This is a genomic window from Actinoplanes sp. NPDC049598 (assembly GCF_040675435.1).
In the GTDB taxonomy this organism is placed as follows: Bacteria; Actinomycetota; Actinomycetes; order Mycobacteriales; family Micromonosporaceae; genus Actinoplanes.
The window spans coordinates 263,099-283,900 of record NZ_JBFAOX010000001.1 but is presented as its reverse complement, the minus strand read 5'-3'; the positions used below and the strand labels follow the sequence as shown (position 1 = coordinate 283,900).

At 73.9% G+C, this 20,802-nt stretch carries 20 protein-coding genes; 11 read left to right on the top strand and 9 right to left on the bottom strand.

The features are described from left to right. The first annotated feature begins 9 nt into the window (after nucleotides 1-9). The 3 genes from AB0J66_RS01425 to AB0J66_RS01415 all read left to right on the top strand — a co-directional run bounded on the left by AB0J66_RS01425 (nucleotide 10) and on the right by AB0J66_RS01415 (nucleotide 1,988). Entirely contained in the window at nucleotides 10-1,125 is a 1,116-nt protein-coding gene (locus tag AB0J66_RS01425; RefSeq protein WP_364654702.1) for an MFS transporter, read from the top strand. Between the two features lie 87 nt (nucleotides 1,126-1,212). Further along, nucleotides 1,213-1,677 carry a hypothetical protein gene (locus AB0J66_RS01420; RefSeq protein ID WP_364654700.1) on the top strand — a complete coding sequence of 155 codons (465 nt, stop codon included), beginning with the start codon at nucleotides 1,213-1,215 and terminating at the stop codon, nucleotides 1,675-1,677. Nucleotides 1,678-1,706: 29 nt separating this feature from the next. Continuing rightward, on the top strand, nucleotides 1,707-1,988 hold the full coding sequence (locus AB0J66_RS01415; RefSeq protein WP_364654699.1) for a hypothetical protein: 282 nt from the start codon (nucleotides 1,707-1,709) through the stop codon (nucleotides 1,986-1,988). A 6-nt stretch (nucleotides 1,989-1,994) separates the two neighbouring features. On the opposite strand, the gene AB0J66_RS01410 is transcribed toward AB0J66_RS01415, so the two are convergent. Then, a complete protein-coding gene (locus tag AB0J66_RS01410; RefSeq protein WP_364654697.1) occupies nucleotides 1,995-2,960 on the bottom strand; it encodes a hypothetical protein in 966 nt (321 codons plus the stop codon). 73 nt (nucleotides 2,961-3,033) lie between these two features. Next, a complete protein-coding gene (locus AB0J66_RS01405; RefSeq protein WP_364654695.1) occupies nucleotides 3,034-3,987 on the bottom strand; it encodes a WYL domain-containing protein in 954 nt (317 codons plus the stop codon). Nucleotides 3,988-4,041: 54 nt separating this feature from the next. Here AB0J66_RS01405 and AB0J66_RS01400 point away from each other — a divergent pair, with 54 nt between their 5' ends. Both AB0J66_RS01400 and AB0J66_RS01395 read left to right on the top strand, forming a co-directional pair. Then, nucleotides 4,042-4,692: an alpha/beta hydrolase gene (locus AB0J66_RS01400; protein ID WP_364654693.1), complete on the top strand. Its 651-nt coding sequence runs from the start codon at nucleotides 4,042-4,044 to the stop codon at nucleotides 4,690-4,692. 19 nt (nucleotides 4,693-4,711) lie between these two features. Continuing rightward, nucleotides 4,712-5,386, top strand: coding sequence for an HAD-IA family hydrolase (locus AB0J66_RS01395; RefSeq protein ID WP_364654691.1), 675 nt, complete (start codon nucleotides 4,712-4,714; stop codon nucleotides 5,384-5,386). On the opposite strand, the gene AB0J66_RS01390 is transcribed toward AB0J66_RS01395, so the two are convergent. After that, nucleotides 5,346-5,642 carry a hypothetical protein gene (locus tag AB0J66_RS01390; RefSeq protein ID WP_364654689.1) on the bottom strand — a complete coding sequence of 99 codons (297 nt, stop codon included), beginning with the start codon at nucleotides 5,640-5,642 and terminating at the stop codon, nucleotides 5,346-5,348. The two genes, AB0J66_RS01395 and AB0J66_RS01390, sit on opposite strands and share 41 nt — an antisense overlap. Before the next feature lie 9 nt (nucleotides 5,643-5,651). Beyond that, entirely contained in the window at nucleotides 5,652-6,416 is a 765-nt protein-coding gene (locus AB0J66_RS01385) for an alpha/beta hydrolase (RefSeq protein WP_364654688.1), read from the bottom strand. Between the two features lie 35 nt (nucleotides 6,417-6,451). Here AB0J66_RS01385 and AB0J66_RS01380 point away from each other — a divergent pair, with 35 nt between their 5' ends. Continuing rightward, a complete protein-coding gene (locus AB0J66_RS01380; RefSeq protein ID WP_364654686.1) occupies nucleotides 6,452-6,814 on the top strand; it encodes a hypothetical protein in 363 nt (120 codons plus the stop codon). Between the two features lie 45 nt (nucleotides 6,815-6,859). Then, on the top strand, nucleotides 6,860-7,948 hold the full coding sequence (locus AB0J66_RS01375) for a Type 1 glutamine amidotransferase-like domain-containing protein (RefSeq protein ID WP_364654684.1): 1,089 nt from the start codon (nucleotides 6,860-6,862) through the stop codon (nucleotides 7,946-7,948). Between the two features lie 202 nt (nucleotides 7,949-8,150). Here the strand turns inward: AB0J66_RS01375 and AB0J66_RS01370 are convergent, their stop codons facing one another. Further along, entirely contained in the window at nucleotides 8,151-8,732 is a 582-nt protein-coding gene (locus AB0J66_RS01370) for a nucleotidyltransferase family protein (RefSeq protein WP_364654682.1), read from the bottom strand. Nucleotides 8,733-8,835: 103 nt separating this feature from the next. Between AB0J66_RS01370 and AB0J66_RS01365 the strand changes: the two genes are divergently transcribed. Next, a complete protein-coding gene (locus tag AB0J66_RS01365; protein WP_364654680.1) occupies nucleotides 8,836-9,996 on the top strand; it encodes an alkaline phosphatase PhoX in 1,161 nt (386 codons plus the stop codon). 7 nt (nucleotides 9,997-10,003) lie between these two features. Here the strand turns inward: AB0J66_RS01365 and AB0J66_RS01360 are convergent, their stop codons facing one another. Then, nucleotides 10,004-10,561 carry a cadmium resistance transporter gene (locus AB0J66_RS01360; protein WP_364654678.1) on the bottom strand — a complete coding sequence of 186 codons (558 nt, stop codon included), beginning with the start codon at nucleotides 10,559-10,561 and terminating at the stop codon, nucleotides 10,004-10,006. A 64-nt stretch (nucleotides 10,562-10,625) separates the two neighbouring features. Beyond that, nucleotides 10,626-11,444 (bottom strand): alpha/beta hydrolase, encoded by an 819-nt coding sequence (locus AB0J66_RS01355; RefSeq protein WP_364654677.1) that lies wholly within the window; start codon nucleotides 11,442-11,444, stop codon nucleotides 10,626-10,628. 188 nt (nucleotides 11,445-11,632) lie between these two features. On the opposite strand from AB0J66_RS01355, the gene AB0J66_RS01350 reads away from it, so the two are divergent. Beyond that, complete coding sequence (locus AB0J66_RS01350) at nucleotides 11,633-12,271, top strand: alpha/beta hydrolase (protein ID WP_364654675.1); 639 nt, start codon at nucleotides 11,633-11,635, stop codon at nucleotides 12,269-12,271. Here AB0J66_RS01350 and AB0J66_RS01345 read toward each other — a convergent pair. Then, on the bottom strand, nucleotides 12,244-14,520 hold the full coding sequence (locus AB0J66_RS01345; RefSeq protein ID WP_364654673.1) for a helix-turn-helix domain-containing protein: 2,277 nt from the start codon (nucleotides 14,518-14,520) through the stop codon (nucleotides 12,244-12,246). The genes AB0J66_RS01350 and AB0J66_RS01345 overlap by 28 nt on opposite strands. A 166-nt stretch (nucleotides 14,521-14,686) precedes the next feature. Here AB0J66_RS01345 and AB0J66_RS01340 point away from each other — a divergent pair, with 166 nt between their 5' ends. Together AB0J66_RS01340 and AB0J66_RS01335 are read left to right on the top strand one after the other, a co-directional pair. Further along, the gene (locus AB0J66_RS01340; RefSeq protein WP_364654672.1) at nucleotides 14,687-17,284 is read left to right on the top strand and encodes an AAA family ATPase; all 2,598 of its coding nucleotides are present in this window, start codon (nucleotides 14,687-14,689) and stop codon (nucleotides 17,282-17,284) included. A gap of 3 nt (nucleotides 17,285-17,287) precedes the next feature. Then, the gene (locus AB0J66_RS01335; RefSeq protein WP_364654670.1) at nucleotides 17,288-19,891 is read left to right on the top strand and encodes a helix-turn-helix transcriptional regulator; all 2,604 of its coding nucleotides are present in this window, start codon (nucleotides 17,288-17,290) and stop codon (nucleotides 19,889-19,891) included. Here the strand turns inward: AB0J66_RS01335 and AB0J66_RS01330 are convergent. Beyond that, a complete protein-coding gene (locus tag AB0J66_RS01330; protein ID WP_364654669.1) occupies nucleotides 19,848-20,669 on the bottom strand; it encodes a PrsW family intramembrane metalloprotease in 822 nt (273 codons plus the stop codon). The genes AB0J66_RS01335 and AB0J66_RS01330 overlap by 44 nt on opposite strands. Between the last annotated feature and the right edge of the window lie 133 nt (nucleotides 20,670-20,802).

The following is a 20,802-nucleotide window of genomic DNA, read 5'->3' as shown; positions in this document are numbered from 1 at the left end:
ACTCTAGCGGTGGATCTGGTCTATGTGCGGTGGGTCTGGTGCCGGGCGCTGCTGCATCGCGGCTGGTGGCTCGTCACCAGTGTCTATCTGGTGGCCGACGCGCATCTGAGCGCCGCCCAGCTCGTGCTGATCGGCGTCGGGCAATCCGTGGTGGCGCTGGTCTTCGAGGTGCCCGCCGGGGTGGTGGCCGACGCGTACAGCCGCCGGTGGTCCCTGGTCGTCTCGCATGTGCTCATGGGTGCCGCGATGCTCACCACCGGTCTGGTGACAGGCTTTCTGTCGTTGGTGGCGACCCAGATGCTGTGGGGCCTGTCGTGGACCTTCGCCAGCGGCGCCGACGTGGCCTGGATCAGCGACGAGCTCCACGACCCGGCCTCGGTGCCGCCGGTGCTGCTGCGGGCCGAGCGGGCCCAGCTCACCGGCACCGTCGCCGGTCTGGCCGGGCTCGGCGGCCTGGCCTGGCTGATCGGCCGCGGGCCGGCCATGGTCCTGGCCGGGGCGGCGATGACCCTGCTCGGCCTGTACGTCGCCGTCCGCTTCCAGGAGCACCGTTTCGTCCCCGCCCGGCGCCGGAGCATCCTTCGCCAGGGGCTGCGCCACAGCCGTACGCTCCTGCCCGTCTTCGCCGCCACGATGCTGGTCAACGGCGCCGGCGACGCCTTCGGCCGGTTGTATCCCCTGCGCCTGCTCGGCCTGGCCCCGGCCGCCGACCCGGTCCTGTGGTTCACCGCCCTCGGCATCGTCATGTGCCTGGTCGGCGCGGCCGCCCTGCGCCTGGTCCAGCCCCGGATCGCCGGCCCGGCAACGGTTCGGCGAGGCTATGTCACCGCCTGCCTCGTCGCCGTGGCCGGTGCCGCCGGCCTCACCGTCGCGCCCGACCCGGTCACCGCCAGCCTCGCCGTCCTCCTGGCGGCCGGCGCTTTCCCGTTGACGCGCGCTTTCGCAACGCTCTGGGTCAACAGCGCAACCCCCAGTGCCGTACGCGCCACCGTGCACTCGCTTCTCGCCCAGACCAGCTATGTCGGCAGCATCACGTGCGGCCTCCTCGTAGCCACCGCCGGCCTGCCCGCGTGCGCCGCCCTGCTGACCGCCGCCGCCGTCATCGTCCTGGCCACCCGCCGTTGACATGACGGTTCCGGCGTAGTGCGCACGCGTGCCGGCCTCGGACAGCAGAGTTATGGAGAACCGCTGGGTATCGGGAGGGGAACCGTCATGAGCGACGCCGGCCACGTGAGCGAGATCGAGCTGCCCGGCACCGGCTGGTGGCTGCAGTGGCGACGGGACGGTTCCTGGCGTGACCTCAACGACGCTCAGCACCGTGACGAGGCCGCCGGCCTGTACGCACCGGCGGATGATGATTGGGCGGCCTGGACCGGAGACCCGCAGCCCCGGGCGCGCGGCGGCGACTGGGATGGGGCACCCACCTGGTGGCTCGCCTACGGTGAGCTGCCCGCCGACGGTGAGGTCGTCACCGTCGTGCTCGACGACGGCACTCACCCGGCAGTGCACGTGCTCGGCCGGGTCTGGGCGTGCGAGTGGCGGGCCGCCGCGCAGCCGGCGATCGTGCACGTCGCCGACCAGACCTTCGTCCTGCCGTTCACCGAACCGATGTACCGTCGCTGGCTCGACGAGGGCCCAGCCGACGACGGCTGGTTCCGTCCAGGGCTGCCCGGCTGACACCGGGCAGCCTGCTCTACGGTGACCCCGTGCGGACGACGAGTGCCGGGGCTACCGGCACAGTGGCCAGCGGCCTGACCCAGACCTTGGCCGTCTGGGCCGTCGTGGTGGCGGTCGTACTGCTCGTCCCGACTGCGGCCGCGGCCTGGACGGCCCTGGTTGTCGGGCTGCTGGGGGCTCTGACGCTCGGCACGTGGCACAAGCGGCGGCGCCGGGCGGACACCGCGGTCGGCGCCTTCACCGGTGTCGTGCTGTGGCCGGTCCTGTTCGGCGCCGCCCTGATCGCCATCAACATCGCGGCCTACGAGTAGTCCGGCCTACACCGTTGCGGGCGTCACCGTGCGCTGGGGGGACTGTTTGCGCAGGGCCAGGGCGGAGGACTTCACCGCGATCAGGCCGATCAGGATGGTGACGACGGCCAGGACGAGCCAGGACCAGGGGCGCCAGGCGGTGGCGTGTTCACCGGCGAGCCAGTGGATGGTGTAGGTGCCGCTGGCGGCGATCGTGAAGGTCAGCGCCCAGAAGCCGTGGGCGAAGGGCTGCCGCAGGTAGTTCGGGGTGAGGAACAGCTGGACCAGCAGCAGCGGAACCATCGTACCGAGCAGCAGCAGGTCGATCATGTCGAGGGTGCCGCCGTTGATGGTGTACCAGGCGTTGCCCGCCACGGCCGGTGGGGCCGAGAAGATGGCCATGGTGGGCAGCAGGGGTCCGGGCAGGGCCGGGCGCAACGCGAGGCGGCCCAGCAGGATGGCCCCGATCAGGAACCAGAACAGGATGCCCACGCCGAACGCCCCGACGGCGATCGCGGGCCAGCCAGCCAGCGCTGCCGACTGGGCGCCGATGAGCGAGGCGGCCACGGTCGGCAGCAGGTAGCCCGCGTGCAGGGTGTCGATGTCGAGGCCGCCGCTGAGCAGGTGCGCCACGAACCACCCGGCGAAGACGGTGGCCGCGACGAGCATCACCGCGATCACGATGCGGCCCCCGAGCAGCCACTCGCCGGCCAGCCGGCCACCCATGAGCAGCCCGGTCGTCGGCACCAGCGCCGCGAACGGCCCGAGGACCGGATGCCGCACGTCGTCCCGGGCGGCCGTCCGCACGTACCGGAACAGCAACCCCGACCACACCACGAGCACGGCGAACCAAAGCACGTCGCCCACGAGACTCGGAACAAGCCCGGCCGCGGCCGACGCCGTCCAGGTGCCGGCCAGCCCAGCCAGCCCGAAGGCGATCCCGAAGAGGTTGAGCGGCATCGTGGTCCTTCCCTCGGTGGTCAATGCCACCACCAGCTTCACCCGCCGCCCGCCCGCCGTGTTCAGTCGAATGACTGGCCGTCGAGGGCCGTCTCAGAGGACGAGGCTAGCGCAGGGCCGCGGTGAAGCGGGCGGCGACGACCGCGACGGCGTCGCGCAGCTCGGGGCAGCCTTCGACCGTGAAGTCGAACGGGATGGTGGCCAGCCACTCCGCGGCGTACATCTCGGTGTTGGTCGTGCTTCCCACGAGCACGCAGCCCTCCCCCGCCGCTTCCAGGCGGCCCATCGGGGAGCGGACGTAGGGGGCGACCTTCTCCAGCGGGGCGTGGAACACCACGCGGGTGGCGTATTTCCAGCCGGCGCCGAGGTTCTGTTCGAGGGAGGCGACCGGGTCGAGGTCGTCCGGGGGGAGGAAGGTCTGCGGGAGCCGCTGCACGGCGCGGATCCGGTCGATTCGGTACGTGCGGATGGCGCCGGCCCGGTGGGAGTGGCACAGCAGGTACCACCGGCCGAAGCGGACGACGACCGCCCACGGGTCGACCTCCACGTCCCAGGCGTCGCCGCGTTCGGAGCGGTACGAGACCTGGACGCGCCGGCGGTCGGCCGAGGCGGCCACGAGGGCGCTGGTGGTGGCCGGGTCGGGCCGGGACGCGTGCCGGTCGGGGGCTGCCGACGCGTACTCCCGCAGGTTCGCCGCCTGGCGGCCGATGCCCTCCGGCAGGGCCCGGATCACCTTGCTGAGGGCGGCCCCGACCAGGTCGTCGGCGTCGATGGCGGCCGGCTGCCCGTCGAGGACGGCCATGACCAGGCCGAGGGCCTGCTCCTCGGTGAACACGACCGGGGGCAGCCGGGTGCCGCGGCCGAGACGGTATCCGCCGTACGGGCCGCGGACGGCGTGGACGGGAATGCCGGCCTCGCGCAGGATGCCGACGTAGCGCCGGGCCGCCCGCTCGGTCACCCCGAGGTGGGCCGCGAGCTGCTCGGCCGTGGTGCCGGGGCGCGCCTGCAGCAGCTCCAGGGTGCGCAGGGCCCGGGCGGTGGGGCTCGATCCGTTCGGCACAACCCGCACGCTAGCGGAAGCCGTTCGTCCGGAATAGGCCGTACGGTGCCCGGCATGACAATCGTTCTTCTGGGTGGCGTGTGGCTGGACGGTTCGGCGTGGGACGGCGTGGTGGCCGAGTTGGCCAAACGCGGCCGCGACGCCGTCGCCGTACCCCCGGCCCTCACCCTCGACGACCAGATCGACGCCGTCCTCGCCGCCGTCGACGCCTCGCCCGACGGCGCTGTGGTGGTGGGCCACTCGGCCGCCGTCTCGCTGGCCTGGATCGCCGCCGACCGCCGGCCGGACAAGGTGGCCAAGGTGGCGCTGATCGGCGGCTTCCCCAACGGCGACGGCCAGCTGTACGCCGACTTCTTCGAGATCAAGGGCGGGGTGATGGCGTTCCCGGGCTGGGAGCCGTTCGAGGGGCCGGACGCCCAGGATCTCGACGCCGAGGCCCGCCGCTCGTTCGAGGCGGCGGCGGTCCCGGTGCCCGAGGCGGTCGCCCGCGGCGTCGTCCGGCTGGCCGACGAGCGCCGCTTCGACGTGCCGGTCGTCCTCGTCTGCCCCGAGTTCACCCCCGACCAGGCCCGCGAGTGGATCGCGGCGGGCGACGTGCCCGAGCTCGCCCCGGTGAAGCACCTCGACTACGTCGACATCGACTCCGGCCACTGGCCGATGTTCACCCGCCCGGTCGAGCTCGCGGAGATTCTGGCCGCGCTCTAGGCCACGTACGGTTCAGGGCGTGACGATCGACGCGCTGATCTTCGACTTCGACGGCCTGATCATGGACACCGAGACGACGCTGCTGGAGAGCTGGCGCTACGAGTGGCGCCAGCACGGGCTCGAGCTGGCCGAGCACGGGTTCTTCGCCGACCACGGCGGGGACGTCAACGAGGAGAGGTACGCCGCGCTCGCGGCCGCGGTCGGCGCCGGGTACGACCGGGTGGCCAGTCATGCGCGCCGCGCCGCGTACCGCCTGGAACTGAACCGGAAGCTCGAGCCGGCGCCGGGAATCCGGGAGTGGTTCCGCGAGGCCGAAGGCCTCCGGCTCGCCGTGGCGAGCAGCTCGCACGAGGACCACGTGCGCGGGCTGCTCGAGCGGGCCGGGCTGGCGGCCGCCGTCGAGGTGCTGGCCTGCGGGAACGAGGTCGCCGCGCACAAGCCCGACCCGGCCGTCTACCGGCTCGCGCTCGAGCGGCTCGGGCTCGGCCCGGAACAGGCCCTCGCCTTCGAGGACACCCCGCACGGCGTCGCCGCGGCTCAGGCGGCGGGCTTGCGCTGCGTGGCGATTCCCAATCCGTACGTGGACTCGGGCCGTTTCGCTTCGGCGGATCTGGTGTTGCCGAGCGCCGCCGCGGCCACGCTGGCCGAGGTTCTCAGCGGCGGTCCGACAGGACGTACGACGTGGCGGCCGTGACCGCCGAGACGGCCAGCACCGAGGGCCAGGCGCCGATCCTCTTGGCCAGCGGGTGCGAAAGACCGAAGGCCCCGAGGTACGTGGCCACGAGCGCCCCGGTCACGGCCGGGCTGGTCCGCCGGGCCCACTCGCGCCCGGCCAGCACCCCGCCGGCGGCCAGGACGGCGCCGCCGAGCGGGCGGACACCGGTGCTGCGGGCGACCTGCCACCCGCCGATCAGGGAGGCCGCGGTGATCGCGGCGGTGGGGACGCGCATGCCCCGACCCTAGTCGATCGCCATCCACTCGTAGATGTCGCGGTAGACGTCCGGGCCGGGCAGGTGCCCGCCCTCGTACACGTGCTCCTCGGCGCCCGGGATGCGGGCCAGCATCCACTCCGCCTCCTCGGCCGGGACGATCGGATCGGCGTCGCCTCGCCAGACGCCCACCGGCGCCTTGATGCCGGCCGGGTCGAAGCCCCACGGCTTCGCGAAGGCCAGGCTGTCGTCCACCCAGCCGTCCATGCTGTCGACGAACGTCGCCCGGACCCGGGCCATCGCCGCCGGGTCGTCGCGGGCCACCTTGTCCGGCTCCGACGGCACCTCGGGCCCACCGTTCTCGACGCTGCGCATGATCTCGGCCGCGCCCGCCGCCTGCCGGGCCCGCAGGGTCGCCTCGTCCGCCGACGACTCGCGGGGCTTGATGCCGGACAGCACCGCGCACCGCGTGACCCGCTCTCCCAGCAGCGCCGCGCTCGCCAGCGCGTGGGGCCCGCCTCCGGAGCCACCGAAGAGGGCGAACCTGTCCCAGCCGTACGCGTCGGCGAGCGCCCGCACGTCCTCGGCCGCATCAGCCACGCGGCGCCCCGGCCGGCGCGTCGAACCGCCGTACCCCGGCCGGTCGTAGACCAGGACGCGCAGCCGGCTCCGCTCCATCACCTCGGCCAGGCTGGGCCGCTTGAACCGGCTGCTCGGCGACCCGTTCTCGAACACCGCCGGCCGGCCGCCCTCCGGGCCGTAGAAGCAATAGCGTAGGACGCGTCCGTCCCCCATAGACAGTTCCATCAGCCCATCTAACCGGAGGTCCCGTGCAACGCGGAGACGTGTGGTGGTCGACTTACGACGACGAGTTCCCGGTGGTCGTGCTCTCCGAGCGGGACGCCGTGCAGATCGTCGCAGCCGCGACGCCCGAGCAGCGGCGCGGCTACGTCCTGCTGGCCCCCGAGGAGGCGGTGGAGGCGCGGCCCACCGGCCTGGCCGGCATCGAGGTGCCGCTCGACGGCCTGCCCCGGCCCGGCGTCGTCCGCCTGGCGCTGCCCCACCAGGGCCACATCTTCTGCACCTGGCGGCTGTCGCTGACCCGGGAGGACCTGACCTCGTACGTCTGCCGCCTCTCCCCCGCCACGATGAGCCGGCTCGAGCTGGGGCTGCGCCTGGCCGAGATGGAGTGATAGCCTCCGCAGACCACTTGCAGTTTGCAATCGGTTGGAGGATCTATGAAACTTCTTCTCACGTCGGCCGGTGTCAAGAACCCGAGCATCCACGAGGCGCTGCTGGGCCTGCTGGGCAAACAGATCGCCGAGGCCACCGCCCTGTGCATACCCACCGGCATGTACGGGCATCCGTGGGTCGAGCCGCGGCGCACGTGGGAGTTCATCGCCGGCAAGTCGGAGCAGCCGATGACCGAGCTGGGCTGGAAATCGGTGGGTGTGCTCGAGCTGACCGCCCTGCCCAGCATCGACCGTGACCGCTGGGTGTCCTGGGTCGAGGCGGCCGACGTGCTGCTGGCCAGCGGCGGCGACGCCCTCTACATGGCCCACTGGATGCGCGAGTCCGGCCTGGCCGACCTGCTGCCCGGCCTGGGCGACAAGCTCTGGCTCAGCTTCAGCGGCGGCAGCATGGCCATGACCCCGCGCATCGGCGACGACTTCATCGGCTGGAAACCGGCCGACGGCGCCGACCGGGCCCTGGGCGTCGTCGACTTCTCGATCTTCCCGCACGTCGACCATCCCGACCTGTCGGAGAACACGATGGCCGCCGCCGAGCGCTGGGCCGCCGCCCTCCCCAACCCGGCCTACGCCATCGACGACGACACCGCCATCCGCGTCGTCGACGGCGCCGTCGACGTCATCTCCGAGGGCCACTGGAAGCTGTTCGCTCCCACTCTTACGAGCGCCGACGACCTCCCCACCCTCGAGCTGGCCGCCCCCGGCCCGCTGCGCGACGCCGGCCTCGCCGCCGTCCTCGACGGCACCAAGACGGCCATGACCGGCCTGGCCGCCCTCCACGAGAAGGCCGGCGAGCCCCTGCCCACGGCCGGCGACCGCTTCCGCGTGCTCGACTCGGACGGCCACCCCGCCGCCGTCATCGAGATGACCCGGGTGGCCCTCGAACCCCTCGGCGCCATCACCGACGCCTACGCCCACGCGGAAGGCCGCGGCTACCCTGACGCCGCCGCCTGGCGCGCCGCCCACGAGGACTTCTTCCGCAGCGACTTCGTCACCGGCTTCCTCGGCCACACCCCCGACCTCAGCGACGACACCCCCGTCCTCACCCAGCGCTTCGTCCTGGTCGGTCGCGTCTAAGACGTGAAGTGGGAACTCTTGACTTCGTAGCGGCGGGCCAGGCGCCGGAACCGGCCGATCCACTGCAGGCAGCGTTCGATGACCTAGCGGTAGCGGCGGTGCGCCGACGGCGTGGAAATCCGGAACGAGGCCGGCAGCGCATCCCGGGCACAGCCATCTAACGAATGACCTTGCAATACAAGCGTCCCTGACGAGACGCCGTCTAAGGCCAGTCCAAGACGGTCAGGGTGGGCCACTGAGCGCGCCAGCGGGCGGCCTTGGTCTCGTAGACCTCGCGCGGGGCCAGGACCGGGTTGGGGCGCACGACCAGGTTGAAGACGTCGGCCAGGCCGTGCGGGGCGTAGACGCGCCAGCGGCCGCCGGGCTCCAGGCGGACGCCGAGGCAGCAGGTGGTGGCGGCGAAGGAGTCGATGGCGGCCTCGCTGGAGGTGTGCGGTGGGCAGGGGGTGCCGAACTTCTGCTCGTACCAGAGGTGGACCCGGGCCTGATTGCGGACCTCGATGTCGGCGGGCGCCCCCGCGAAAAGCTGGATGACGCGGTCCTCGGCTTCCCAGGACAGGTCGGCGGCGTCGAAGTAGAACACGTCGTAGTCCTTGATGCCGGCGGTCGGCGGCTGGCCCGTGACCACGTTCCACACGGTCTGGACGAGGCAGCCGGCCGTCACGTACCAGCCGGGCAGGCCGAGCCGGGCGGTGCGCTCCAGCACCTCCATCAGCACCTCGTTGCGACTCAACGCCGACTTCACGGCGGTGAGCTGTTCGTCCAGGGGCAGTCGACCGATCATGGGACGGGTCTACCGGTCCGCGGGTGTCGCGTCCACTCAGTTAGCGATTGACGTTCATCTAATTCTTGGGTCTCGGTCAGCCGCGTACGGCTGAATGTGGGCCATGGATCGACGAGCGATGTTGCGAGCGACGGTGGTCGGCGCGGGTGCGGTGGCGCTGCCCTTCACGGCGTGGTCGGCGGCGTACGGGGCGCCGGCGCAGAACGCGACCGGGCCCTACGGGCCGCTGCAGGCCGCGGACGCCCGCGGAATCCAACTCCCGGCGGGCTTCACCAGCTCCGTGGTGGCCCGGTCCCGGCAGACGGTGCCCGGAACGTCGTACGTCTGGCACGACGCCCCCGACGGCGGCGCGGTCATCCCGAACGGCAGCGGCTGGGTCTACGTCTCCAACTCCGAGGTCGGCTCGTCGGCCGGCGGCGGCGCGTCGCGCATCGTCTTCGACTCGGCCGGAAACGTCACCGGGGCCTCGCGGATCCTGGCGGGCACCGACCAGAACTGCGCGGGCGGCAAGACGCCCTGGAACACGTGGTTGTCGTGCGAGGAAGTGTCCCTGGGGCGCGTCTACGAGACGTACCCCCTGGGTGGAACCGCTGTTGTGCGACCGGCCATGGGGCGCTTCAAGCACGAGGCGGCCGCGGCCGACCCCGTCCGGAAGGTCATCTACCTGACCGAGGACGAGACGAACGGCAAGTTCTACCGTTTCGTGCCGACCGTGTGGGGCGACCTGTCGGCCGGTGTGCTGCAGGTCTTCGTGGCCGGCAGCGGCACGTCGGGCTCCTTCTCGTGGGCGACCGTGCCCGACCCGGACGGCTCGCCGACGGTGACCCGCTCGCAGGTGTCCGGGGCCAAGACCTTCAACGGCGGCGAGGGCTGCCACTACGCCGACGACACCGTCTGGTTCACCACCAAGGGCGACAACCGGGTCTGGCAGGTCAACCTGACCGCCAACACCTACGAGCTGGCGTACGACGACAATCTGGTCAGCCCCGGCTCGGCCCCGCTGACCGGCGTGGACAACGTCACCGGCTCGACCTCCGGCGACCTGTACGTGGCCGAGGACGGCGGCAGCATGGAGATCTGCCTGATCACCCCGGACGACAGGATCTCCCCGTTCCTGCGCATCACCGGGCAGGGCAGCTCCGAGATCACCGGCCCGGCCTTCACCCCGGCCGGCGACCGCCTCTACTTCTCGTCCCAGCGCGGCACGACGGGCGCCTCCTCGGGCGGCATCACCTACTGCGTGACCGGCCCGTTCCGCCGCTGAGCCTCGCCTACAGCGCTTCGGAGAGGATGAGCAACCCGAGCCCGATCAGCACGACCGGCAGCAGGACGTGCCCCCAGCGGCTGAGCGCCTTGGCGATCAGCGGCCGGGTGGCGAAGAACCGGCCCGCCGCGACCCAGACCGCGACCAGCACGAGGAAGACGATCACGTAGACGGCCGTGCTCGCGCCTGTTGTGGCGAAGACCGGGACGTAGACGCCGATGTTGTCGCCGCCGTTGGCGAAAGTCACGGCGGCGACTTCGAGCATCCGAGGGCGGCCGACTGCTTCGTCCTCGTCCGTGTCGTGGCGGTGCCGCCACGCCGAGATGGCGGCCTTCACCCCGAGGGCCAACGGCAGCAGACCCAGATAAGGCAGCGCCGCCTCGGGCAGGAAGCTCGCGCCGAACGCGGCCGCCACGGCCACGGCCAGGATGCCGATGAAGCCGAGGTACTGACCGAGCCCGACGGCCCGGACCGTGCCGCCCCGCCCGAAGAACAGGGCGAGGATGAGGATGTCGTCGATGTTGGTGACGGCGAAGAGGCCTACAGCCTGGGCGATGGTCTGCATGATCGCGTCCGAGCATGCCATGCGGCCCGCCCGGTGGGCGGGCCGCTCACCCCCGTTGCACCGGTCAGCTCTGCCAGAACTCCAGCAGGTCCTTGTCGAGCTCCTGCTGGTACGCGCCGGCGATGCCGTGCGGCGCGCCCTCGTAGACCTTCAGGGTGGCGTTCTTGACGATCTTGGCCGACTTGAGGGCGGCGGCCTCGATCGGGACGATCTGGTCGGCGCTGCCGTGGGCGATGAAGACCGGGACGTCGAGGGCCTTCAGGTCCTCGGTGAAGTCGGTCTCGGAGAACGCCTTGATGCAGTCGTAGGCGCCCTTGAGGCTCATCTGCATGCCCAGGCGCCAGAACTGGTCGCGCTGGCCCTGCGAGACGCCGGTGCCCTGGTTGATGCCGAAGAACGACTCGGACAGGTCCTGGAAGAACTGCGAGCGGTCGGCCTGCACGCTCGCCCGCAGACCGTCGAAGACCTCGATCGGCGTGCCCTCGGGGTTGGTCTCGGACTTCACCATGACGGGCGGCACCGCGCCGGCCGTGGCGATCTTGGCGACCCGGCCCGCGCCGTGCTGGGCCGCGAAGCGTACGGCCTCGCCGCCGCCGGTGGAGTGCCCGACCAGGATGATGTCCTTGAGGTCGAGCGCGTCGACCAGCTCGGCCAGGTCGGCCGCGTAGGTGTCCATGTCGTTGCCGAGCCAGGTCTGCGAGGACCGGCCGTGGCCGCGCCGGTCGTGCGCGATGGCCCGGAAACCGTGGTCGGCGGCCATTTTCATCTCGACGTCCCACGCGTCGCCGTTGAGCGGCCAGCCGTGGCTGAAGATGATCGGCTGCCCGGTGCCCCAGTCCTTGTAGAAGATCTCGGTGCCGTCGGTGGTGGTGATGTAGGGCATGGAGGTTCCTTCGCTCGGCAGATCGTTGCGTGTTCCGGTTATCAGGCTTCTGCGCGGCGGCGGCACCGCCATCGGTCAGATGACTGTCTGTGCGAACCGGTCCGTCGGCCGGCGGATGACATGCGACCAGGGCCGAACTTCGTGCAAACTTCCTGGCGCCCCCGGCGGGCAACCCGTCCAATGGACCGGTGCCCCACGTGCGGAACCGGCTCTACTACAGCGACGAGGGCCTCGGTGGTCCGGTCGTCCTGGTCGGCTCGGGCTGGGAGGAGCAGTCGCGGGCGCTGCGCGCCGCGGGTCACCGGGTCATCGGCTTCGACCGCCGGTCCCAGCTTCCGGCGGGGTACGGGGTGGACGCGCTGGCCGCCGATCTCGGCCTCCTGCTGGACGATCTGGCCCTGACCGGTTGCGTGCTGGCCGGTTCCTCGGCGGCGGCCGGCGACGTGGTGCGCTGTCTGGCCGCCCACGGTTCCGGCCGGGTGCGCAAGGTGGTGCTGATGGCCGCGCCCACGCCTTTCCTGATGCGCACGGACGACAACCCGGACGGGGTCGGCCCGGCCGACCTCGCGGACATCGAGGCCCGGGCCGGGACCTTCGGCGACAGCGGCCGTACGGATTTCCGCGCCGACCTGGCCCGGATCGACGTCCCGGTGCTGTTGCTGCACGGCGACGACGACGAGCTGCTGCCCATCGACGCGACCGCCCACCGCCTGCCCGACCTGGTGGCCGACCTGCGCTACGAGGTGATCCCGGGCGGCCGCCACGATCTGGGCCGGTCCTCCCCCGGGCCGGTCAACCGCTACTTGCTCGAGTTCGCCGCGTCGTAGGCGGCCAGCAACCCCTCGACCTCGGTCATCCGGTCGCGCAGGGCGCCCGGGCGCGGGTCGGTGTTCCCGTTGCGCTCCAGCAGCATCCGTACGGCCTCAAGCTCCTCCCGGGCCGCCTCCATCCGCCCGAGCCGGGCGAAGACCTGGGCCCGCTGCGACCGCGCGGTCATCAGCCGTTCCGAGGAGTGCTCGAGGCGCTCGGCCGCCGCGATCGACTCGTCGACCCGGCGCAGCGCCTCCGGCCACCGCCCGGCCGCGATCTCGATGCCGGCCAGGAACGAGCGGGACACCGTCTCGATGAACAGCGCGATGTGCTCCGGCGGCGCGGTCGCCGGGTCGGTCACCGCCGCGATGACCTCCTCGTAGAGCGGGATCGCGTCGTCCGCCGGCCCCCGGCCCTGCACGGCCAGCGCGCACAGCGTGAGCCCGTTGGGCAGCCCCTCGCGGTCGTTGACGGCCCGGAAGTCGGTGACCGCGGCCCGCCCGTGCTCGAGGACCTCGTCCCAGCGCTGCCGGCGGCTCAGCGCCCAGCCGATGTAGTAGTTGGCCCAGGCGATCTGCCGGCGGTCGCCGGAGCGGACCGCGTGATCGAGCGCCTCCCGGGCCCGTTCCAGGGCGATCTCGGGCTGGCCCAGGCAGACGATGTGGACCCAGGCCAGGTAGCCGAGGTGGACCGAGGTGAGCCGGTCGTCGCCGAGACGCCGGGCGGCGGCGACCGAGAGCCCGAAGACGTCGAGCCAGTGCGGCCAGTTGGCCCAGCCGTCGGAGAACCAGTGCAGCGACTCGGCCACCTCGACCACGCGCCGGTCGTCGCCGGCCGCGGCCGCCGCGTGCAGGGCGGGCAGCCAGTTCTCGGACTCGCCGCGCAGCCAGTCGCCGGCCTGGACCCCGGTCGTCAGGTGCGGGCCCTCACCGGCCGGTGGCGGGCCGGACCCGGGCTCGAAGAACAGCCCGGCCCGGATCGCGGTGGTCAGCAACCAGTCGTCGCGGCGGCGCTGGGCGGCGGCGCGGTCGGCCGTGCCCTCCTCGCGCTCGAGCTCACCCTGGGCGTAGAGGCGCAACAGGTCATGGAACTCCAGGCGGCCGTCGGGCCGCTGCTGGAGCAGGCTCAACTCGACGAGCTCGTCCAGCGCGTCCTCGGTGGCCGGGACCGGCTCCTCGGCCAGCACACTGGCCAGCTCGACGCCGGCCGACGGGCCGGGCACCAGGGCGAGGCGGCGGAACAACCGCCGGGCCACCCCGGACAGCTGCTGGTAGGACAGGTTGAAGGCGGCCTTGACCTGCAGGTCGCCGGCGGCCAGGGCGTCCAGGCGGCGCTCCTGGGCGGCCAGCCGGGCGATCAGGTCGTCCACGGTCCAGCCGGGCCGGCTGAGCAGCCGGTTGCCGGCGATGCGCAGGGCCAGGGGCACGTTGACGCAGAGCTCGGCGATGCGGCGCAGGCTCTCCGGCGAGGCCGCCGGATCGTCCAGGATCGCCCCGAGCAGCGCGACGGCGTCGGTCCCGCTGAGCGCGTCGAGCCGCAGGCGGCGCACGCCCTCCAGGCCGCTGAGGGCGCGGCGGCTGGTGACCAGGACCACCGCCGGGCCGTACGGCGGCAGGACCGGGCGCACCTGGCCCTCGCTGATCGCGTTGTCGAGCACGACGAACAGCGGCCGGTCGCGGACCAGGGTCTGCCACAGCGCGGCCGCGTCGTCCAGCTCGCGGGGCACCACATGCTGCTCGGGGCTGACCGCGCGGATCAGCTTGCCGAGCACGGCGGCCGGGGTCAGCGGTTTGTCGTCGAGGCCGCGCAGGTCGACGAAGAGGTGCTGGTCGGCGGGCCAGGCCTGGGCCGCCTGGGCCGCGAGCGAGGTCTTGCCGACACCGGGCGGGCCGCTGACGACCACGACCGGGGCCGGGCCGGTGGCGCTCGCCCCGGCCGTCCACCGGCGGATGCGGGCCAGCTCGGCCTCGCGGCCGGTGAAGTCGCTGACCCGCCGCGGCAGGGGCAGCCCGGCCACCGGCGCCGCGGCCACCCGGCCGGCCCGGGCCGCGCCGAGCAGCCGCTCCCGCCCGGCCCGGTCGAGCCCGAGCCCGTCGGCGATGGCCTCCAGGGTGCGCGCCCGTGGGCTGCGGCTGACCCCCCGTTCCATGTCGCTGATCCCCCGGTCGCTGACGCCGGAGGCCTCGGCCAGCTGTTCCAGGGTGAGGTCGGCGGCGATCCGCAGGCGGCGCAGCAGAGCGCCGAACGGGACGTCGTCGTCCGTCATGGTGTGCATCCCCCCAGGTCATTTCCGGTCACAGCCTTGCACGCAGGTCGTTCTTCGTCCTTTCTTCGTGGTGCACGGCTCACCTCCGATGATCGAATACGGTGCCAGGGCGGTCGTCCCGGCGGTCTTTCGTACCTATTTCAGGTAATCAAGGGGGTTGTGGGCGGTGAGCTCGACGACGTTGTACGGGCGCGCCCGGGAACGGGCCGACCTCACGGCCTTCGTCGAGGCGGCCGCCACCCGGCCGATGTCCATGGTGCTGCTCGGCGAGGCCGGGATCGGCAAGACCGCTCTGCTGCGGGCCGCGGCCGGTCTCGCCCGTGAGCGCGGCTTCCGGGTGCTGCCGCTCGACGGTCCCCTGCTGCGGGCCCTGGCCGCGCCCCGGCTCGACCCGGCGCTCCGGTCCTGGCTGCGCGGCGAGAGCACCGATGAGCCGGCCCTGCTGACGGCCGTTCTGACCGGGATCGACCGGCTGACCGCGAGCTCGCCGGCACTGGTGATCCTGGACCACGCCGACCGGGCCGATCCGGCCCTGCTGGAGCTGCTGACGCTGGTCGTCCGGCACGCCTGCACCGAGCGGGTGGGCCTGCTGCTGGCCGCCCGCGGATCGGAGCCGCCGGCCGGGCTGGGCGGCGAGATCGCCCGTTACCGGGTCGGGCCGCTGACCGACCGGGCGGCGGCCCGGCTGCTGAACACCCGCCCGCCGAGCGCGCCCGAGGTGCCGCGCCGGCTGATCCTGCGCCGGGCCGGCAACAACCCGCTCGCGCTCACCTCGGACGTGCCGCCGCGCGAGTTCCGCGACCGGCTCGACGGCCTGCCCGCCGCGACCCGCCGGCTGCTGCGGGTGGCCGCCGTGGCCGACGCGGCCGAGCCGGTCGGCACCCTCACCCGGGCCGGCGACGGCCACGCCGACCTGCGCGACTGGGCCCCGGCGGAGGAGGCGGGGCTGGTCACGGTGACCGGCGGGCGGGTCCGCTTCGAGCACCCGCTGATCCGGCTGGCGGCGGCCGCGGGGCCGGCCCGCGACGCGCACGCCGCGCTGGCCGCCTGCACCGACGAGCCGTACGCCCGGGCCCTGCACGCCGCGCTCGCCGCCCACCGGGCCGACGAGATCATCGCGGCCGCGCTCGAGGAGAGCGCCGCCGCGGTCGGGCGCCGGGCCGACTTCCTGGCCGAGGGCCGGGCGCTGCGGCTGGCCGCCGAGCGCAGCCCCGAGCCGGCCGCCGCCGCCCGCCGCCTGGCCAAGGCCGCGCTGGCCGCCTACCGGGCGGGCGAGCCGGCGTGCGCGATCGCCCTGCACCGCCGGGTGGCCGGGCTGACCACCGATCCCGACGTGCTCGGCGTGGCCGCGGCCGGGGCCGGCCTCGCGCTCGTGCACCAGGCCCGCTTCGCCGAGGCCTACGACCTGGCCCGGGAGGCGGTGGAGCGACGGCCGGCCGACGGGCAGGTCGCCCTGACCAACGTGGCCGTGGCCGCGAACGCGGCGGTCCTCTCCGGCTCGGCCGGGCACCGCGCCGGACTGCCCGCGCTGCTGGACCTGGTGGCCGACGGAACAGGTGGCGAGCTCGGCGAGGCCATCGTCCCGGGCGCGGCCAACCCGGCGACGCGGGCGGCGGTGCTGGCGGTGGCCGACCCGGCGGGGCCGGTCCCGCCCGACTCGGGCCGGGCGCCGCTGAGCGGGCTGGCCGAGATCACCCGGCTGCTGGCCACCAGCACGATCGCCTGGCTGACCGACGACTCCGTCCGGGCCGCGGCCGAGCTGTCCTCGCTGTGGCAGGCCCAGCGGGCCTACGGGGCGCCGGGCGCGCTGGCCGGGCGGATCCCGCTGATGATCCTCGCCATGATCGACTGTGGCCGGTGGGCGGACGCCGACGAGGCCATCGAGGAGTCGGCGACCCTGGCCGAGGTGGGCAACCTGACCCTGCTGCAGCGGTCGCTGCCGGCGCTGCGCGGCTTTCTTCAGGCCGTACGCTACGACGGCACCCACCCGGTGCTGCTGCCCGCACGACCGGCGGGCGACCCGTTCAGCGAGAGCCTGCGCCGGCGCGCGGCCGGGATGGCGGCACTGTCGGCCGGCGACTACGACACCGCGTGGGCGCACTTCCGGGCGATGTTCGACGCCACCGGCGAGCCGGTGCACTACGTCCTCGGGCCCCGGTCGCTGCCGCAGCTGGCGGTGGCCGCCGCCGGCTCCAGCCGCCGTGCGCGGGCCAAGGCCCAGGCCCGGCAGATCCTGGGCGGCGCCCGCCTGCGGGCCGGGTCGGCCCCCACGCCGCGGATGGCCATGCTCTTCGCACACGCCGAGGCCCTGCTCAGCGACACCGACGAGGCCGACCGGCACTTCCGCGACGCGCTGGCCGACCAGGACCGGGCCCTGCACTGGCCCCTGGAGCGGGCCGAGGCGCAGCTCAACTACGGGCTCTGGCTGCGCCGGCAGCGCCGGGGGCCGGAGTCCCGGCCGCAGATCCTGGCCGCGCTCGACACGTTCACCCGGCTCGGCGCGCGGGCCCACGCCGACCAGGCCCGCAGGTACCTGCCGGGCAACGGGACGGCCGACGCCTTCGGCGGGCTGACCGCGCAGAAGCAGATGATCGCCCGGCTGGCCGCCGACGGCATGACCAACCGGGAGATCGCCGAACGGCTGGTCCTGTCGCCGCGCACGGTCGGCTCGCACCTCTACGACATCTATCCCCAGCTCGGCGTCGGCAACCGGCACCAGCTGCGCGAGCTGCTCGGCTCCGGCGCGACGGGCCGGGAGGGCTGAACCATGCCGGACAGCACCCTCATCGACCCCGGAGCCGGACTGATCGGCCGGGCCGGCGAGCTGGCCCGGATCACCGGCTGTCTCGGCGCCGGACAGCACGCGCTGGTGCTTACGGGTGGCCGCGGCCTCGGCAAGTCGCGGTTGCTGGCCGTGGCCGCCCAGCGCGCCCGGGCCGAGGGCCGGCACCGGGTCGTCACCGTGGACGCGCCGCCGGGCCCGCCGCTGGACGCGCCGGCCCTGATCCGCCGGCTGCTGCTGGCCCTGCGCCACGACGTGCCGGGCCCGGTCGACCTCGGCCGGTCCGACCCGGCCGCGCTGTGCCGGGTGCTCAAGCGGATCGGCTCGCCCCTGCTGCTCGCGGTCGACGACGTGCACCGGGTCACCGAGGCCGCGGCGGCCGTGCTGGCCGAGTTGGCCGGGACCGTGCCGGCGCTGCTGCTGGCCGGGCTCCCCGACCGGATTCCGGGTCGGCTGCGCGGGTTGCCCACCGTCGAGCTTCGCCCGCTGGACCGCGACGACGCCGTACGCCTGCTGGAGTCGCAACCGGATCCGCCGGTGGGCCGGCAACGGGCCGTGGTGCTGCACCGTGCCGCCGGCAACCCGGCCGCGGTGCTCGAGCTGGACACGGGCGGCCGGCTCCGGTCGGCGTTCGCGGCCGACCTCGCGGCGCTGCCCGAGCCCGCCCGGCGCCTGCTGCTGCATCTGGCCGCGGCAACTCCACCGGCGGTCCGGGCCGACGTCAGCCGGGCCGCGGGCCTGCCCGGTGACCGGTGGTGGACTCTCGCCGAGCGGGCCGGCCTCGTGGTGTGCGCCGACGACTCGGCCGACTTCGTGCACCCGCTGGCGGCCGACGCCGCCTACGCGAACGCCCCGGCCCACCAGCGCCGGCAGGCCCACCGGAACCTGGCCACGGCGCTGCCGCCCGGCGCCGAGCGGCGGGCGCTGCACCTGGCCGAGCTGGCCGGCGGTCCCGACGAGCGGATCGCCGCCGGCCTCGAGGCCGCGGCCGCGGTCTTCCGCGAGCGGGAGGACCTGTTCGAGGCGGCCCGGGCGATGGAGCAGGCGGCCGAGCGCTCACCCGAGCCGCCGGCCGCGGCCCGGCGCTACGCCCAGGCCGCGATGGACGCCCGCAACCTCGGCGAGACGCAGTGGCCGGGCGAGCTCTACTCCCTGGTGCGGCGGCTCACCACCGACCCGGCCCTGGTCAACATGGCCGGGCACGCGGCCGCGACCGCCCTGACCCGCGCCGGGCGGCAGCACGAGGCGTACGCCATGATCTCGGCCGTCCGGCGGGCCGGGACGCCCGCCGACCCGCGGATCGCCTCCGCCATCGCCGGCCTGGCCTCGGTCGTCGCCTCCACCTCGGGCGACGAGGAGCACCGGCGCGGCCTGGCCGAGCTGCTCGCGGCGGCCGGGCCGGCGGCCGACAAGGCCACCGCCGCCTTCGTACGGCTGGTCCTGGATCCGGCCTCGCACCCCGGCCGCGAGCTGTGCGACGCCACGGCCGTCCCGCCGGCCGGGAGCCGGCTGAGCGCGCCCGAGCGGCACCGGCTCAACGTGATCGGCACGATGGCCGGCTACGAGGACCGCTCGCGGCTGGCCGTCGGCCTGCTCCGGGCGACCATGGCCGACGAGCACAACCCGCGGGCCTCGATGTCCGGCCTGGAGATGATCCCGCATCTGGTCAGTGCCCTGATCGACACCGGGCAGTGGGTGGCCGCCCGGCGTTTCGCGGACGCCGTCGGGCCGGGCGGGCTGCCGGTCTTCGCGGCCCAGATGGACGCGCTGCGGGCGCAGCTGCTCGCGCTGGCCGGCGAGGCGGCCCCGGCCCAGGAGCTCGTCCGGCGGGCCGTGGCCCGGGTCGACCTGCAACAGCATCGGTCGGTGCACATCCGGGTGCTGCGCGCGGCCGGGCTGGCCGCCACCGTCGACGGCGACTACGAGAGCGCCTACCGCTACCTGCGGACCATGTTCGACCGCGAGGGGCGGCCCCGGCACGGGCTGCTGGCCGGGCGTCACGTGGCCGAGCTGGCGGCGGCCGCGGCCCGCGGCGGCCGCCGCGACGACGCCCGGGCCGTGGTCGACCACGTGCGCGCGGACGCCGGCGCCGGCCCGAGCACCCGGATGCGGCTGCTGCTGCACCTGGCCGAGGCGCTGCTCAGCGACGGCGACCGGGCCGAGCACCACTTCCGGCTGTCCACTGTCGACCCGGCCGGGCACGAGTGGCCGTACGAGCGGGCCCTGGCCCGGCTGCACTACGGCGAGTGGCTGCGCCGGGCCCGGCGCCCGCGCGACGCCCGGGCCGTGCTGGCCGCGGCCGAGACGGCGTTCACCTCGCTCGGCGCGGCCCACGCGGCCGGGCTGGCCGCCCGCGAGCTGCGGGCCAGCGGCCGGCACGACGGGCCGGCCGGGAGCGCCCGGCTGGCCGTGCTCACCCCGCAGGAACGGCAGGTGGCCGAGCTGGCCGCGCGCGGGCTGCGCAACCGCGAGATCGCCGAGCAGCTGTTCATCTCGGTCCGCACGGTCGGCGCCCACCTGCACAGCGTCTACCCCAAGCTGGGCATCAGCGGCCGCCACCAACTGCGGGACGCATTCCCGCGGGAATGAGGCTGTCGGCCGGGTGGAACGCCCGGTAGTGCCGCAGCATCAGGGTGAGCCAGCCCAGGCTGAGCACGCCCAGGATCACGTAGGCCCAGGTGCCGCCGAAGGTGTCCCACGCGGTGTGCAGGGCGACCGCGCCGATGAAGGTGGCCACGAACTGCAGCAGGTGCCGCAGGCCGGGCGCGCTCAGCAGCATCCAGAGGGCGCCGCAGGTCAGGCCGGTCCACGCGGTGTGCCCGGCCGGCGAGGTCAGGCCGCGGACGAACAGCGTCTCCTCGACCGCGCCGACGTTGCCGTTGGACTGCAGCAGCGCCGTGAAGGCGTACCCCATGGTCTCCAGGGCGGCGAAGCCCATGCCGCTGGCGATGCCGATGACCAGGCCGTCCGAGGGCAGCCGGCGGGTGTGCCGGACCAGCACCGTGAACAGCAGGACGACCGGCACGATCAGCTTGGCCGACTCCTCGACCACGGCCACCACGACCATCGGCAGCGCGCCGAGGTCGCGCAGCGCGTCGTACTCCAGAGTGCCCGCCACCACGACGCCGATGACGCCGCCGAAGAAGGCCGTGACCAGCAACACAGCGGTCGGCACCTCCCATCGGCCGGTGCGGGCCTGGGCGAACGTCAGGAACGACGCGGGCACGACGCTGGCGCCGAGCAGGATCAGCGCGGGCACGAAGTTGGGGTTCTGGGTGTGCACCAAAGTGCGCAGAACCAGGAAATACAGGCCCAGGCCGACGGCCAGGACGGCCAGCCAGGCCCAGCGGCGGGATCGTTCCCCCATGGACACACCTCCGAGATCTACCGACATCATCGGCCGCGGGGGGCTACCCCGCATCGGTCGTTCGACTCATGCCGTACGCGACGGACTTGCACCCGGCGAGCCGGACAGTCATTTGGCGGATGCCTTGGGAGCG